General features: G+C 60.9%; 9 protein-coding genes, 8 tRNA genes and 1 pseudogene. 4 read left to right on the plus strand and 14 right to left on the minus strand.

All coding sequences use genetic code 11. From position 1 onward, the window contains the following. Positions 1–205: 205 nt before the first annotated feature. The 8 genes from ACLD1X_RS09370 to ACLD1X_RS09405 all read right to left on the minus strand — a co-directional run bounded on the left by ACLD1X_RS09370 (position 206) and on the right by ACLD1X_RS09405 (position 1,134). Positions 206–281, minus strand: a tRNA-Gly gene (locus tag ACLD1X_RS09370). Between the two features lie 3 nt (positions 282–284). Further along, a tRNA-Glu gene (locus tag ACLD1X_RS09375) sits at positions 285–360 on the minus strand. A 104-nt stretch (positions 361–464) separates the two neighbouring features. Next, a tRNA-Gly gene (locus ACLD1X_RS09380) sits at positions 465–540 on the minus strand. 2 nt (positions 541–542) lie between these two features. Beyond that, positions 543–618 (minus strand) — tRNA-Glu (locus tag ACLD1X_RS09385). A 104-nt stretch (positions 619–722) separates the two neighbouring features. After that, positions 723–798, minus strand: a tRNA-Gly gene (locus tag ACLD1X_RS09390). Between the two features lie 2 nt (positions 799–800). After that, positions 801–876: transfer RNA gene (locus ACLD1X_RS09395), tRNA-Glu, on the minus strand. 104 nt (positions 877–980) lie between these two features. Further along, positions 981–1,056 (minus strand) — tRNA-Gly (locus tag ACLD1X_RS09400). Between the two features lie 2 nt (positions 1,057–1,058). Further along, positions 1,059–1,134 (minus strand) — tRNA-Glu (locus tag ACLD1X_RS09405). A 382-nt stretch (positions 1,135–1,516) separates the two neighbouring features. Here ACLD1X_RS09405 and ACLD1X_RS09410 point away from each other — a divergent pair. After that, positions 1,517–2,275, plus strand: a complete 759-nt coding sequence (locus ACLD1X_RS09410; protein WP_429367064.1) for a hypothetical protein — start codon at positions 1,517–1,519, stop codon at positions 2,273–2,275. A 639-nt stretch (positions 2,276–2,914) separates the two neighbouring features. On the opposite strand, the gene ACLD1X_RS09415 is transcribed toward ACLD1X_RS09410, so the two are convergent. The 4 genes and pseudogenes from ACLD1X_RS09415 to ACLD1X_RS09430 form a co-directional block, all read right to left on the minus strand. Further along, a complete protein-coding gene (locus tag ACLD1X_RS09415; RefSeq protein ID WP_429367141.1) occupies positions 2,915–3,796 on the minus strand; it encodes a methyl-accepting chemotaxis protein in 882 nt (293 codons plus the stop codon). Further along, positions 3,776–4,879 (minus strand): annotated as a pseudogene (locus tag ACLD1X_RS09420) (HAMP domain-containing protein); the annotation flags it as partial. The pseudogene ACLD1X_RS09420 and the gene ACLD1X_RS09415, both read right to left, overlap by 21 nt. 108 nt (positions 4,880–4,987) lie before the next feature. Further along, positions 4,988–6,373: a PLP-dependent aminotransferase family protein gene (locus tag ACLD1X_RS09425; protein WP_429367065.1), complete on the minus strand. Its 1,386-nt coding sequence runs from the start codon at positions 6,371–6,373 to the stop codon at positions 4,988–4,990. A 264-nt stretch (positions 6,374–6,637) separates the two neighbouring features. After that, a complete protein-coding gene (locus tag ACLD1X_RS09430) occupies positions 6,638–7,399 on the minus strand; it encodes an SDR family oxidoreductase (protein ID WP_008003267.1) in 762 nt (253 codons plus the stop codon). Positions 7,400–7,635: 236 nt separating this feature from the next. On the opposite strand from ACLD1X_RS09430, the gene ACLD1X_RS09435 reads away from it, so the two are divergent. Further along, on the plus strand, positions 7,636–8,640 hold the full coding sequence (locus tag ACLD1X_RS09435) for an NADP-dependent oxidoreductase (protein ID WP_429367066.1): 1,005 nt from the start codon (positions 7,636–7,638) through the stop codon (positions 8,638–8,640). A gap of 139 nt (positions 8,641–8,779) precedes the next feature. Here the strand turns inward: ACLD1X_RS09435 and pyrF are convergent, their stop codons facing one another. Beyond that, positions 8,780–9,478: an orotidine-5'-phosphate decarboxylase gene (gene pyrF / locus ACLD1X_RS09440; RefSeq protein WP_173677935.1), complete on the minus strand. Its 699-nt coding sequence runs from the start codon at positions 9,476–9,478 to the stop codon at positions 8,780–8,782. A gap of 296 nt (positions 9,479–9,774) precedes the next feature. On the opposite strand from pyrF, the gene ACLD1X_RS09445 reads away from it, so the two are divergent. Both ACLD1X_RS09445 and ACLD1X_RS09450 read left to right on the plus strand, forming a co-directional pair. Beyond that, the gene (locus tag ACLD1X_RS09445) at positions 9,775–10,533 is read left to right on the plus strand and encodes a response regulator (RefSeq protein ID WP_429367067.1); all 759 of its coding nucleotides are present in this window, start codon (positions 9,775–9,777) and stop codon (positions 10,531–10,533) included. Beyond that, the gene (locus ACLD1X_RS09450) at positions 10,533–11,582 is read left to right on the plus strand and encodes a sensor histidine kinase (protein WP_429367068.1); all 1,050 of its coding nucleotides are present in this window, start codon (positions 10,533–10,535) and stop codon (positions 11,580–11,582) included. Before ACLD1X_RS09445 ends, ACLD1X_RS09450 begins: the two co-directional genes overlap by 1 nt. Before the next feature lie 154 nt (positions 11,583–11,736). Here ACLD1X_RS09450 and ACLD1X_RS09455 read toward each other — a convergent pair whose 3' ends face one another. After that, entirely contained in the window at positions 11,737–12,792 is a 1,056-nt protein-coding gene (locus ACLD1X_RS09455; RefSeq protein WP_429367069.1) for an AI-2E family transporter, read from the minus strand. Positions 12,793–12,802: the final 10 nt, after the last annotated feature.

The raw sequence follows: 12,802 nt of genomic DNA on the forward strand, positions 1-12,802 counted from the left end.
CAGCCACTCGGAAAACAGACGCGCAATGCCAACTATTGGCATTCCCGGAGCCCACAAAGAGGGCCAGCCCATCTGTTTCGGCCAGGGTGTTGTCTTTGTTGGCGGACTTGACCTGCCGGGCGGCCGTGCTGCAAGCCCCAGCGGTTGATGCGTTTTTTACGCGCAAACAAAAACGCCGCTCAATGAGCGGCGTTTTTGTTAAATATGGAGCGGGAAACGAGACTCGAACTCGCGACCCCGACCTTGGCAAGGTCGTGCTCTACCAACTGAGCTATTCCCGCAAATGGCGTCCCCTAGGGGACTCGAACCCCTGTTACCGCCGTGAAAGGGCGGTGTCCTAGGCCACTAGACGAAGGGGACACGCTGCCCGGAACACATGGTGTGTGTTTCGGTGCCCAGATCCGCATCCGAAGACTTGGTTCTGGTTTCACTCAGCCCTGCCCGAAAGCAACGCTGTTTAAAATTGGAGCGGGAAACGAGACTCGAACTCGCGACCCCGACCTTGGCAAGGTCGTGCTCTACCAACTGAGCTATTCCCGCATTGGCGTCCCCTAGGGGACTCGAACCCCTGTTACCGCCGTGAAAGGGCGGTGTCCTAGGCCACTAGACGAAGGGGACACACTGCCCGGAACACATGGTGTGTGTTTCGGTGCCCAGATCCGCATCCGAAGACTTGGTTCTGGTTTCACTCAGCCCTGCCCGAAAGCAACGCTGTTTAAAATTGGAGCGGGAAACGAGACTCGAACTCGCGACCCCGACCTTGGCAAGGTCGTGCTCTACCAACTGAGCTATTCCCGCATTGGCGTCCCCTAGGGGACTCGAACCCCTGTTACCGCCGTGAAAGGGCGGTGTCCTAGGCCACTAGACGAAGGGGACACACTGCCCGGAACACATGGTGTGTGTTTCGGTGCCCAGATCCGCATCCGAAGACTTGGTTCTGGTTTCACTCAGCCCTGCCCGAAAGCAACGCTGTTTAAAATTGGAGCGGGAAACGAGACTCGAACTCGCGACCCCGACCTTGGCAAGGTCGTGCTCTACCAACTGAGCTATTCCCGCATTGGCGTCCCCTAGGGGACTCGAACCCCTGTTACCGCCGTGAAAGGGCGGTGTCCTAGGCCACTAGACGAAGGGGACACACTACAACATTCACTCCCTGCTTCGTTTCGCTGTGTGCTTTACGCTGCAAGTGGCGCGCATTCTATGGATGGATTGAGAGGTCGTCAACCCCCTGTATTAAATTTTTTTAAATCAATGACTTGGCCCTGCTTTTGGGCGCCATTGAGTTTTTTCGCTGCCCGGCGTTTGACGCCTATATTCTGGCACCCGCCAAGACGTTATAGTCAACCGGTGATGGCAATCTGTATATCGCGTGCCACCATTTATAGAAGCGGGGCTGCGGCCGATATAAACGCAGGCATGTCCGATCCAACCCGTCATGCGGGCTTGGGCGCTCAAACGCCAGGCCACTAAACTCGCATGCGTACCCTTATAAGAGGTCTTACCGGTGACGCCACTCATGATCACCCTGCTCGTTGTAGCCGGGATCGCACTGTTGATCGCCATTGGTTACATCAACCATGTGGTGGAAAACAACAAGCTGGAAAAGGCCCGTACCAAGATTGAGCTCAACGACCGGCTGCGACGCTGCGGCGAGATCACCGAGACGTTCCCCGGCCAACTGATGACCCCGGCGCTCAAGCTGCTGTTGGCCCGCCTGGAGCTGAACGTCTGCCTGCGCCTGCTCAACCTGGAAAAATCCAGCGCCAACCTCAAGGCACGGATCACCGAACTGGAGACCCTTGTCGGCCAGGGTGAGTCCATCCCGGTCAACAACCCACCGGCACCGATCCAGACCGAAGCCAAGGCCAAGGATGTACGCTTCCTGCTCGAAGCCCTGCACGGCCAGATCACCCGCGCGGCACAGGACGGCTTCCTGGCCCCCAACGAGGCCAAGCGCTGGATCCGTGAAGTGCGCCACATCCTTGTGCTGCTGCACATCGAGTTCTTTAACAACCTCGGCCAGCACTCCCTGCAACAGAACCAGCCCGGGCAGGCTCGCCTGGCATTCGAGCGTGGCGTGCAGTACCTGCGCAAACAACAGGAGCCACAGGTCTACGCCGAGCAACTGGAGTACCTGGAAAAACTCCTGGCCCGCGCCAATGACCAGGTCATGGATCGCATTGCGCCGGTCGAAGGCGAGGTCAACCAGTTGACCGAAGGCCTCAAAGACGTCGAGGCTGACGCGGACTGGAAAAAGAAAGTGATCTACGACTGATCAACGAAAACAGAAAAGCCACCGAGAGGTGGCTTTTTTTGTATCGGGTTTGGGAGGTGAGTATAGATTGGGGGTAGACACATCGACTGCGTGGCCGTCATCGCGAGCAGGCTCGCTCCCACACTTCTGAGCAGAGTACACCCGCAGCTCTTCACCACCCAACAGGTAGAGCGTTAGCTCGCCTGAAGCTTTTGATTTTGATCCACCCGCCCCTTCGGGAGGCTGAGTGGAGGTTCTGCGCAGTGGGCAGCCCGGCATGGATGCCGGGCTAGCCGCCCCCGGCCATGGATGGCCGATGGCGGCGGGCCCACGGAGCAGGACCGGAGCGAAGGTACGCCGAGCCTAAGCGAGGTGCCGGACGCTGGGGCAAAGCCTTTTGCTTACTTTTCGGCGTTTGGAAAAGTGAGTCGCCGTAAGGGCGAAACCTTAAGTGGCCGTTACCGCAGAAATGGATATACACACCATCCAAAAGCTCGACCGGCGTTCCGGCCGCCATCGCGGGCAAGTCGGATCGCCGCACCGCCGCGCCCACAGGGTTCCGGGCACATCCGCAGGAACAGGTCGGCTGTCAGGTTGCCTTGGCGAGCAAGCCCGCGCCCATTATTTCCAGGCCAACACCCGCCATTTACGCCACAAGATTCAAAGCCTGAAATGCCCCACCATCCCCTTCAGCTCAACCCCCAGTTGCGCCAGTTCGATACTGGAGGCGGCATTGCCCTGCATCGCCAGCGATGATTGATCGGCACTGGCGCGGATACTGGTGACACTGCGGTTGATCTCTTCGGCCACCGAGCTCTGTTCCTCGGCAGCCGCAGCGATCTGCTGGTTCATCTGCTGGATCAAGGATACCGCCGCCGCAATACTTCCCAGTGCACTCTCGGTCTGCAAGGCATCGCTGACCGCCAGTTTCACCAATTCGCCACTGCTCTGGATCTGTTGCACCGACGACTGCGCCGCCGAGCGCAAAGCGCTGACCAGGCGTTCGATTTCCTCGGTCGACTGCTGGGTTCGCCTGGCCAGTGCACGGACTTCATCGGCCACCACGGCAAAGCCCCTGCCCTGCTCGCCTGCCCGGGCCGCCTCGATCGCCGCATTCAATGCCAACAGGTTGGTCTGCTCGGCCACGCTCTTGATCACACTCAAGACCGTGCCGATGTTCTGGATTTCCGCACTCAGGCTTTCGATGCTCGCACTGGCCGAAGAGGCCGAATCCGCCAACTGTTCGATCCGCGCCATGCTCTGGCGCACCACTTGCTGACCGCTTTCAACCTTGCCGTCAGCCGTTTGTGCGGCCAACGCTGCTTCTTCGGCATTGCGTGCGACATCATGCACCGTGGCCGTCATCTGATTCATCGCGGTGGCGACCTGTTCGGTCTCCTCTTTTTGCGTGCTGACTTCGAGATTGGTCTGTTCAGTCACCGTCGACAGCGATTGGGCGGAAGTCGCCAACTGCTCGATACCCGACTGCAAGCCGCTGACGATATGACTGAGCCCCGCGCCCATTTGCTGCATTGCCTGCATCAACTGACCGATTTCGTCACGGCGGCTCACGTCAATGGTCGCACTCAAATCCCCTGAGGCAATCTGCTGCGCCACATGAATCACACTGCGCAGCGGCGCCACGATCAACCGCGTGATGAACCACGCGGCAACCAGCCCGACCAGCAAGGCCAACGCGGAAGAGCCGATGATCAGCAGCGAGTTCTTTTTCAGTTCAGCCTGCATCGCCAGGTCTTCGGCGACATAGGCCTGATCCACCCGCTCGACCACCTGGGCGGCGCGCTGGTGCAATTGTTGATAGACGGTCTTTTCCTGTTCCAGCAGGCCGGTGTACTCGGCAAGCTTGTCACTGAAACTGGCGATATGACCCGTCACCTCATTGAGGACGGTCTGGTAACCCTCGTCCTTGACCGTGGTCTTGAGCTGCTCGGCCTGGGCCAATGCCTGGCTGGCCTGTTCGATCTTGCCCTGCCCGGCGCTGTCGTCGCCTTTGCGGCTTTGATCCAGGCGCACGCGGGCTTCATTCATGGCTTGCAGCATCAAGCGTGAAACCTGGCTGACCTGACTGGCCTGCTCGATGAATTGCGCACCGTCCTTGCCTTCGGAATCTTTCAGCGTATAGGCACCGTCATCGGCAAGCCCGGATTGCAATACATCAAGATTGTTGGCCACGCTGGACACCGACCAACTGGCCATTTCCAGCGCCAGGTCCTTGGCCTGGGTGAGCGAGACAAACTCGTCGAAAGCCTTGCGATAGGCGCCCAAAGACTGTTCGACATCATTCATCGCCGGCCCGTTGGCCGCAGACGCGGTCTTGAGCTGGCCGGCCAGGGTGATCAGGCCATCGACGCCCTCGTGCAGGGCATCGGCGGTTTTCGGATTGCCGTGCAAGGCGTACTCCTGCTCCAGCAGCCGCACCTTGAGCAGATCGCTGTTGAGCGATGACATTTGCTTGAGCCCGCCGAAGCGCTGGCTGATGGTTTGCAGGGACCAAACGCCAATGCCCGCCACCAGCGCAGTCAACAACAGCACCAGGACAAACCCGACGCCCAGTTTTTTCGCCATACCGAGGTTTGCAAAACGTCCTTGCACGGCCGAAATCATTGCACTTAGTCCCCTGCCAAAGTCTGTAGACGCAGATTCGCAACGGGCCAGTGGCAACACAAGGCTCTGGCGCCGGAATAATGGCAAAAAGCTACGCCAACGTCGTTTTCAGAACGCTTGAGGTCGATCCCGAGCAGTGGCCTGAAACAACGCGCGGGCACGCGGGTCGCAGGCATATGCCACATTGATCCGCTGCCAGTCACTGCTCTCACCCGAAGGGTTGAAGGCAGTCTTCGATGACAGCAGCACACCCAGACGCCGTGCCTGGGTCCGCACCTGATCGTAGTCGGACATTGGTGATCGCGCCCAGATGAACAGGCCGCCCACCGGTTTGCCGAAAACCTCCCATTCGGCATCTTCAAGCAACTGCAACGCCGCCAACCGGTCGCAGTTCAGGCGTTGGCGCTGACGCTGCACCAGTTTGCCGTAGGCACCATTAGCCAACAGGCACGCCAGCACCGACTCGCAAAATCGCGAGGCGCCCATACCGGTAGTCATCTTGACCTCGGCCAGGCGCGTAATGACTTCAGAACCGGCCACCACAAAACCAACCCGCAAGGAACTGCTGAGGGTCTTGGAATAGCTGCCGACGTAGATCACATTGTCGTCCAGCGCAGCCAGGCGCATGCCGGAACCGCTGTGCAAATCCGCATAAACGTCGTCTTCGATCACCTGCACGCCAAAGCGCCTGGCCAACTGCAGCACGCGGTGTGCCACCAACGGTGCAAGGTTGCTGCCGGTCGGGTTGTGATAAAAGCTATTGATGAGCAGCCCTTGAGGCCGGTGTTTGACCAGCAGCGATTCGAGCACTTCCACGTCCGGCCCGCGGGGTGTTCGCGGCACCTCGACCATGTGGATGCCGTGCAGCCTGAGCAGATCGAACAGCACCGGATATCCGGGGCTCTCCACGACCACACAGTCTCCGGCCCTGAACAGTGTTCGCACGATCAGGTCGAGCCCCTGGCTGGCACCTGCCGTGGTCATGACCCGGTCCTCCTGCACCCGGATGTCCAGTTGCCTGAGGCGCTTGAGTATCTGCTGGCGCAAGGCAGGCAAACCCAGAGGCGTGCTGTAGTTGAACAGGCTGGCCGTATCGCTGCGACTGACTTGCCGAATCGCGTAAATCAGATCGTCGGTCTCGCGCCAGCTTTCAGGCAGCCCGCCACAACCCAGCCGCAAGTCACTCGAACAGCGCCCGTGTTCGGGCTCAGCCCCCTCGAACCACGCAGGCTCGTGCCTTGCACCCGTGGCCAATGCCGGGTCGGCAACCCTATAGCCGGCCCCATGACCTGACACCAGCACCCCCTGCGCCACCAGGCGCTCGCAGGCCTGAGCGACGCTTACCTGACTGAGCAAATTGATTCGCGCAATCTGTCGCACCGAAGGCAGGCGCGTACCGGGCGTTGCCCCGCTGGAACGAAGCCAGCAAGTCAGCGCGTCAACCACTTGCTGTACGACAGGCACCAGCGCCTGTCGGTCGATTCTCAAATCCATGAGCAAACAAACTCCTGTTGTTTTTGCCAGAAGCAGTTAATCACAGGAGTGTTCGAAGGCCTGTGCGACAACGCCGCCAAAATCAATGGATCCAATGATTTGAAACACTTTCCCCGGTTCTTCAACGAAACCAGAAAAACAGTGGGAGCGAGCCTGCTTGCGAAGGCGGTGTACCAGCCAACGTAAATGTCGACTGACATACCCTCTTCGCGAGCTGGCTCGCTCCCACAGGTTGCAGCTTTTTCTCAGTAGTGATGCATGGGTTCAGAACGCGGTAACGCCACCATCCACAGCCAGCGAGTGCCCCGTAGTGAACGCCGCACCATCGCTGCACAGATACAGCACCGCGCTGGCGATCTCTTCGACCTTGCCGATGCGACCTACCGGGTGCATGGCGTTGGCGAACTCGCCTTTTTTCGGGTCGGCTTCATAGGCGCGACGGAACATATCCGTGTCGATCACCGCCGGGCACACTGCGTTGACCCGGATCTTTTTCTTGGCGTACTCAATGGCCGCCGACTTGGTCAGGCCGATCACTGCATGTTTAGAGGCTGCGTAGATGCTCATCTTCGGCGCCGCCCCAAGGCCGGCCACCGATGCCGTATTGACGATCGCACCGCCCCCTTGCGCCAGCAGCAGCGGCAATTGGTATTTCATGCACAGCCAGACGCCTTTGACGTTGACGCCCATGATCGCGTCGAACTCATCGAGCGTCCCCTCGGCCAGCTTGCCTTTCTCGATTTCGATGCCGGCATTGTTGAAGGCATAGTCAAGGCGACCGTAAGTATTGATCACCTCATCCATCAGGTTTTTTACATCGCTTTCCAGGGTAACGTTGCAGCGCACGAAGGTCGCTTCGCCACCGGCCGTACGAATCAGCGCCACCGTGCCCTCGCCGCCCGCCGTGTCCATATCGGCCACTACTACTTTCAGACCCTCGGCGGCAAATGCCTGGGCGGTCGCGCGGCCAATACCGGCCGCCCCGCCTGTCACCACGACCACCTGGCCGGAAAACGTCATGCTCATTGTTTTGTCCTCGAAAAGAAGAAAGCGGGGAATCGCGCATGGCCAGTCTAGCCACGGAGGTCCAGACCACGGCAGCACTATCAAGACTCCAGTTAAGCGCCCATGAGTTGCAGTGATGGAACTACCGTGCCAACTATCACTGCACTGGATCAACATGCATTCGCCGCATCAGCCGAACTTGCGGCATCGTCGCTGACCGGCTATCAACAAAGCTCCTTTCATCCTGAGTGCCTGCCATGACCTCCCAGACCAATCGCCAATTCCTGCTCGCCAAACGTCCGGTTGGCGCGGCGACCCGCGAGACATTCACTTACCAGGAGGTGCCAGTCGGCGAACCGGCGGCGGGTCAGATCCTGGTCAAGAACGAATACCTGTCCCTGGACCCGGCCATGCGTGGCTGGATGAACGAGGGCAAGTCCTACATCCCGCCGGTCGGGCTCGGCGAAGTCATGCGTGCATTGGGTGTAGGCAAGGTCATTGCGTCGAACAACCCGGGCTTTGCCGTCGGGGATTACGTCAATGGCGCCATCGGCGTACAGGATTACTTTCTCGGCGAGCCACGGGGCTTCTACAAGGTCGATCCGAAACTGGCACCCCTGCCACGTTACTTGTCCGCCCTGGGCATGACCGGGATGACGGCGTACTTCGCCCTGCTCGACGTCGGCGCGCCGAAGGCCGGTGACACCGTGGTGCTGTCAGGCGCGGCCGGTGCCGTGGGCAGCATTGCCGGGCAGATCGCCAAGATCAAAGGCTGCCGCGTGGTTGGCATCGCCGGCGGCGCGGACAAGTGCAAGTTCCTGATCGACGAGCTGGGTTTCGATGGTGCCATCGACTACAAGAGCGAAGACGTCCTCGCCGGTCTCAAGCGCGAGTGCCCGAAAGGCGTCGACGTGTATTTCGATAACGTGGGTGGCGACATCCTCGACGCGGTGTTGAGCCGCCTGAACATGAAGGCGCGGGTGGTGATTTGCGGCGCCATCAGCCAGTACAACAACAAGGAAGCGGTCAAGGGGCCGGCCAATTACCTGTCGCTGCTGGTCAACCGCGCGCGCATGGAAGGCTTTGTGGTGATGGACTACGCCGCCCAATACGCCAGTGCCGCACAGGAAATGGCCGGCTGGATGGCCAAGGGGCAGCTCAAGAGCAAGGAAGACATCGTCGAAGGGCTGGAGACGTTCCCGGAGACGCTGATGAAATTGTTCAGCGGGGAGAATTTCGGAAAACTGGTGTTGAAGGTTTAACCCGATAGTTGAAATAACCCCAAAACCAATGTGGGAGCGAGCCGGCTCGCGAAGAGGGAGTGTCAGCCGACATCAATGTTGACTGACATACCATATTCGCGAGCAGGCTCGCTCCCACAATGGGTTCTGCGGTGTCGGATCAGGCCAGTTCAGCCACCACCGAGGCCAGTGCCTTGGCTGGATCCGCTGCCTGGCTGATTGGACGGCCGATCACCAGGTAGTCGGAACCGGCATCCAGCGCCTGACGCGGAGTCAGGATGCGGCGTTGATCGTCCTGGGCGCTGCCCGCCGGACGAATCCCCGGGGTCACCAGCTGCAGCGACGGATGCGCCGTTTTCAGGGCCTGGGCTTCCAGGGCCGAGCACACCAGGCCGTCCATCCCGGCTTTTTCCGCCAGGGCGGCCAGGCGCAGCACCTGCTCTTGAGGCTCGATGTCCAGACCGATACCCGCCAGATCTTCACGCTCCATGCTCGTCAGCACGGTCACGCCGATCAGCAATGGTTTCGGACCGGTGCGCTGATCCAGCACTTCACGGCACGCGGCCATCATGCGCAGACCGCCGGAGCAATGCACGTTGACCATCCACACGCCCATTTCCGCAGCCGCCTTGACGGCCATCGCGGTGGTGTTCGGGATGTCATGGAACTTGAGGTCCAGGAACACTTCGAAACCCTTGTCGCGCAGGGTGCCGACGATTTCCGAAGCGCAGCTGGTGAACAGCTCCTTACCGACTTTGACCCGGCACAGTTTCGGGTCCAACTGATCGGCCAGCTTCAGTGCGGCGTCACGGGTAGGGAAATCCAGGGCGACGATGATAGGAGTCTGGCAGGCGGACATGAGTGGGCTCTCAGGCAAGTCGAAATCGGCGCGCATTGTAGCGGAACCAGCGCCACTGCGGGACCCGATGATCGGTAAATCGTCGCGACGGCTCAGGCAAGACTAGCCCTTGAGGCCATTGTGTCGAGATCGATACACACACGACACGCCCGCAACACCCGGGCCCGCTACCCTCGGCAACCGCAACAGGTCCTTACAACAGCACTTCCCGCCTCAGGGCCGGACGCCTATGCTGGAACCACAACCTCGCAGCCTATCTTTGTGGTTGGCAGCCTACCTGGCAGATGAACGCACGCATGCAAAACACCCAAGCACCCGTTAACGACGACCAGAAAACGCCCGGTGACGACAAACGCTGGAGCATTCGCGCCCTGATCGTCGACGACGACGTCCCGATCCGCGAACTGATGATCGACTACCTGGCCCGGTTCAATATCCACGCCAGCGGCGTCACCGACGGCGCCGCGATGCGCCAGGCGATGCAGGCGGAGCATTTCGACGTGGTGGTGCTCGACCTGATGCTGCCCGGTGAAGACGGTCTGTCGCTGTGCCGCTGGCTGCGCGCCGAATCGGACATCCCCATCCTGATGCTCACCGCCCGCTGCGAACCGACCGACCGGATCATCGGCCTGGAACTCGGTGCCGACGACTACATGGCCAAGCCATTCGAGCCCCGTGAACTGGTGGCGCGGATCCAGACCATCCTGCGTCGGGTGCGCGATGACCGCAGCGAACAGCGCGCGAACATTCGCTTCGACAATTGGCGCCTGAACAGCGTGCTGCGACAACTGATTGCCGACGATGGCCTGGTGGTGCCGCTGTCCAACGCCGAATTCCGCCTGCTCTGGGTGTTTATCGAACGTCCGCGCCGCGTGCTCAGCCGTGAACAACTGCTGGACGCCGCTCGCGGTCGTTCGATTGAAGCCTTTGACCGCAGCATCGACCTGCTGGTGTCGCGCCTGCGCCAGAAACTCGGCGACGACCCCAAGGCTCCGCAGTTGATCAAGACCGTTCGCGGCGAGGGTTACCTGTTCGATGCCCGAGACATCGGCTGATGCGCGGGCGCTTCGATACGCTGTTCGGCCGCCTGTTTGGCGTGTTGTTGCTGGCGATCGCCCTCGCGCACCTGCTGGCCTTTGCCTGGTTTCACCATTACGGCCCGCCTCCGCCGCCGCCTCCACCGGCGTTTTCCGAAGGCCTGGACGGGTCACGCCCGCCACTGGACCCACGCCTGGAGAAGCGGCCACCACGGCCGTGGTTCGGCGGCCCCCTGGTGCCCCTGACGTTTCAATTGATCTCGCTGATCATTGCCGCCTGGTACGGCGCCAAACTGCTGAGCCGGCCGATCCAGCGCCTGAGCGACGCCGCCGAGCGCCTGAGCGAAAACCTCGACAGCCCGCCACTGGAAGAATCGGGGCCATGGGAAGCGCGGCAAGCGGCGCACACGTTCAATAAAATGCAGCGCCGCATCCTTGAACAGGTCAAGCAGCGCTCACGCATGCTCGGCGCGGTGTCCCACGACCTGCGCACACCGCTGTCGCGGCTCAAGCTGCGGCTGGAGAAAATCGACGACGACAAGCTGCAAGGCCAGATGCGCCAGGACCTCGACGACATGATCAGCATGCTCGACGCCACCCTCACCTATCTGCATGAACAGCGCACCAGCGAAGCCCCGCAGTGGATGGACGTGCAGGCGCTGGTGGAGTCCCTGAGCGAAAATGCCCAGGACCAGGGCGCCAACGTCCAGGCCAGCGGCCACTGTGCCCCCCTGCAGGTCCAGCCGATGGCCTTGCGCTCCTGCATAAACAACCTGATGGACAACGCCCTGCGCTACGCCGGGCAGGCGCTGATCAGCCTGGAGGACCAGCGTGAACAGCTGCTGATCAGGGTCATCGACCATGGGCCGGGTATCGCCGCAGAACAACGTGAAGCCGTGTTCGAACCCTTCTTTCGCCTTGAAGGCTCGCGCAATCGCAATTCCGGCGGCGTTGGCCTGGGCATGACCATTGCCCGCGAGGCTGCGCAACGAATGGGCGGGCAACTGACCCTGGAAGAAACCCCCGGTGGCGGCCTGACGGCCGTGATTCGCCTGCCACGCGCCTGAAAGCCACACCGTTCCCACAGATGACCTGTGTGAACACACAACTTTTGACCGACTCAGGCCAATGTGGGAGCGAGCCTGCTCGCGATGAGGCCCTGTGGCGCAACAAAAAGCCCACTGCCCCTCGGCGATTCAGTGGGCTACGGGGCCTGGAACTTCAGGGCCGGCGATCCTCAACCCGCGCCTGGGTCTTGCTCCAGTCGATCAACAGGCTGTAGGCCACCGCCAGTAATGTCGGGCCGATGAACAGGCCGATGAAGCCAAAGGCAATCAACCCGCCAAACACCCCAAGCAGCACGATGACCAGCGGCAGGTTACCGCCACGGCTGATCAGGTACGGCTTGAGCACGTTATCGACACCGCTGATGACAAATGTGCCCCAGATGCCGAGGAATATGGCCAGCCCGTACTCGCCTTTCCAGGCCAGCCACGCGGTCGCAGGAATCCACACCAACGGCGGGCCCATCGGGATCAGGCTGAGCATGAACGTCACAATGCCGAGCACCAACGCACCTGGTACGCCGGCAATCAGGAAGCCGATCAGCGCCAGGATCGCCTGGGCCGCTGCCGTGCCGATCACACCGTTCACCACCCGCTGTACCGTGCCTGCCACCAGCTCGATGTAGTAGCCGGCCCGCTGACCGATCAGCCGCTCCAGCAATGTGTGTACAAAGGCTGCCAGGCGCGGCCCGTCACGATAGAAAAAGAACACGAAGACGATGCTCAGGGTCAGTTCGAGAATACCGCCGCCGATCTGCGCGCTGCGTGCCAGCAACCAGTTACCCACCTGCCCCAGATAAGGCTTGAGCGACACCATCATCGCCGCGCCCTGCTCATCGATGCTGTTCCAGATCCCGACCAGCCGCTCACCCACCAGGGGAATCGAACCCAGCCAGACCGGTGCTTCGGGCAGCCCCTCGACCTGCGCATCCTTGATGAATGCCGTGGCATCGCGCACATGGTCGGCAAGGTTGAACCCCAGCCACACCAGCGGCGCCGCCACCAGCACCATCCAGCCCAGCGTCAACAATGCCGCCGCCAGGGACTCGCGGCCGTTGAGCCAACGAGTCAGCAGGCGCATCAGTGGCCAACTGGCGAATGCCAGGACCGCGCCCCAGAACATCGCCGACCAGAACGGCGCCATCACCCAGAAGCTCGCGCCGAACAACACCACGAGCAGGATCTGCACCAACAGGCGATCGTTATTGATCATTAAAAGTCTC

Origin of the sequence: Pseudomonas sp. 18173, assembly GCF_050432945.1 — a bacterium.
Classification (GTDB): Bacteria; Pseudomonadota; Gammaproteobacteria; order Pseudomonadales; family Pseudomonadaceae; genus Aquipseudomonas.

Excerpts from the sequence above, each read along its gene's own strand:
- ACLD1X_RS09410 (WP_429367064.1), top strand. The coding sequence starts at position 1,517 with ATGATCACCCTGCTCGTTGTAGCCGGGATCGCACTGTTGATCGCCATT.
- ACLD1X_RS09415 (WP_429367141.1), bottom strand. The coding sequence starts at position 3,796 with ATGCAGGCAATGCAGCAAATGGGCGCGGGGCTCAGTCATATCGTCAGC.
- ACLD1X_RS09425 (WP_429367065.1), bottom strand. The coding sequence starts at position 6,373 with ATGGATTTGAGAATCGACCGACAGGCGCTGGTGCCTGTCGTACAGCAA.
- ACLD1X_RS09430 (WP_008003267.1), bottom strand. The coding sequence starts at position 7,399 with ATGAGCATGACGTTTTCCGGCCAGGTGGTCGTGGTGACAGGCGGGGCG.
- ACLD1X_RS09435 (WP_429367066.1), top strand. The coding sequence starts at position 7,636 with ATGACCTCCCAGACCAATCGCCAATTCCTGCTCGCCAAACGTCCGGTT.
- pyrF (WP_173677935.1), bottom strand. The coding sequence starts at position 9,478 with ATGTCCGCCTGCCAGACTCCTATCATCGTCGCCCTGGATTTCCCTACC.
- ACLD1X_RS09445 (WP_429367067.1), top strand. The coding sequence starts at position 9,775 with ATGCAAAACACCCAAGCACCCGTTAACGACGACCAGAAAACGCCCGGT.
- ACLD1X_RS09450 (WP_429367068.1), top strand. The coding sequence starts at position 10,533 with ATGCGCGGGCGCTTCGATACGCTGTTCGGCCGCCTGTTTGGCGTGTTG.
- ACLD1X_RS09455 (WP_429367069.1), bottom strand. The coding sequence starts at position 12,792 with ATGATCAATAACGATCGCCTGTTGGTGCAGATCCTGCTCGTGGTGTTG.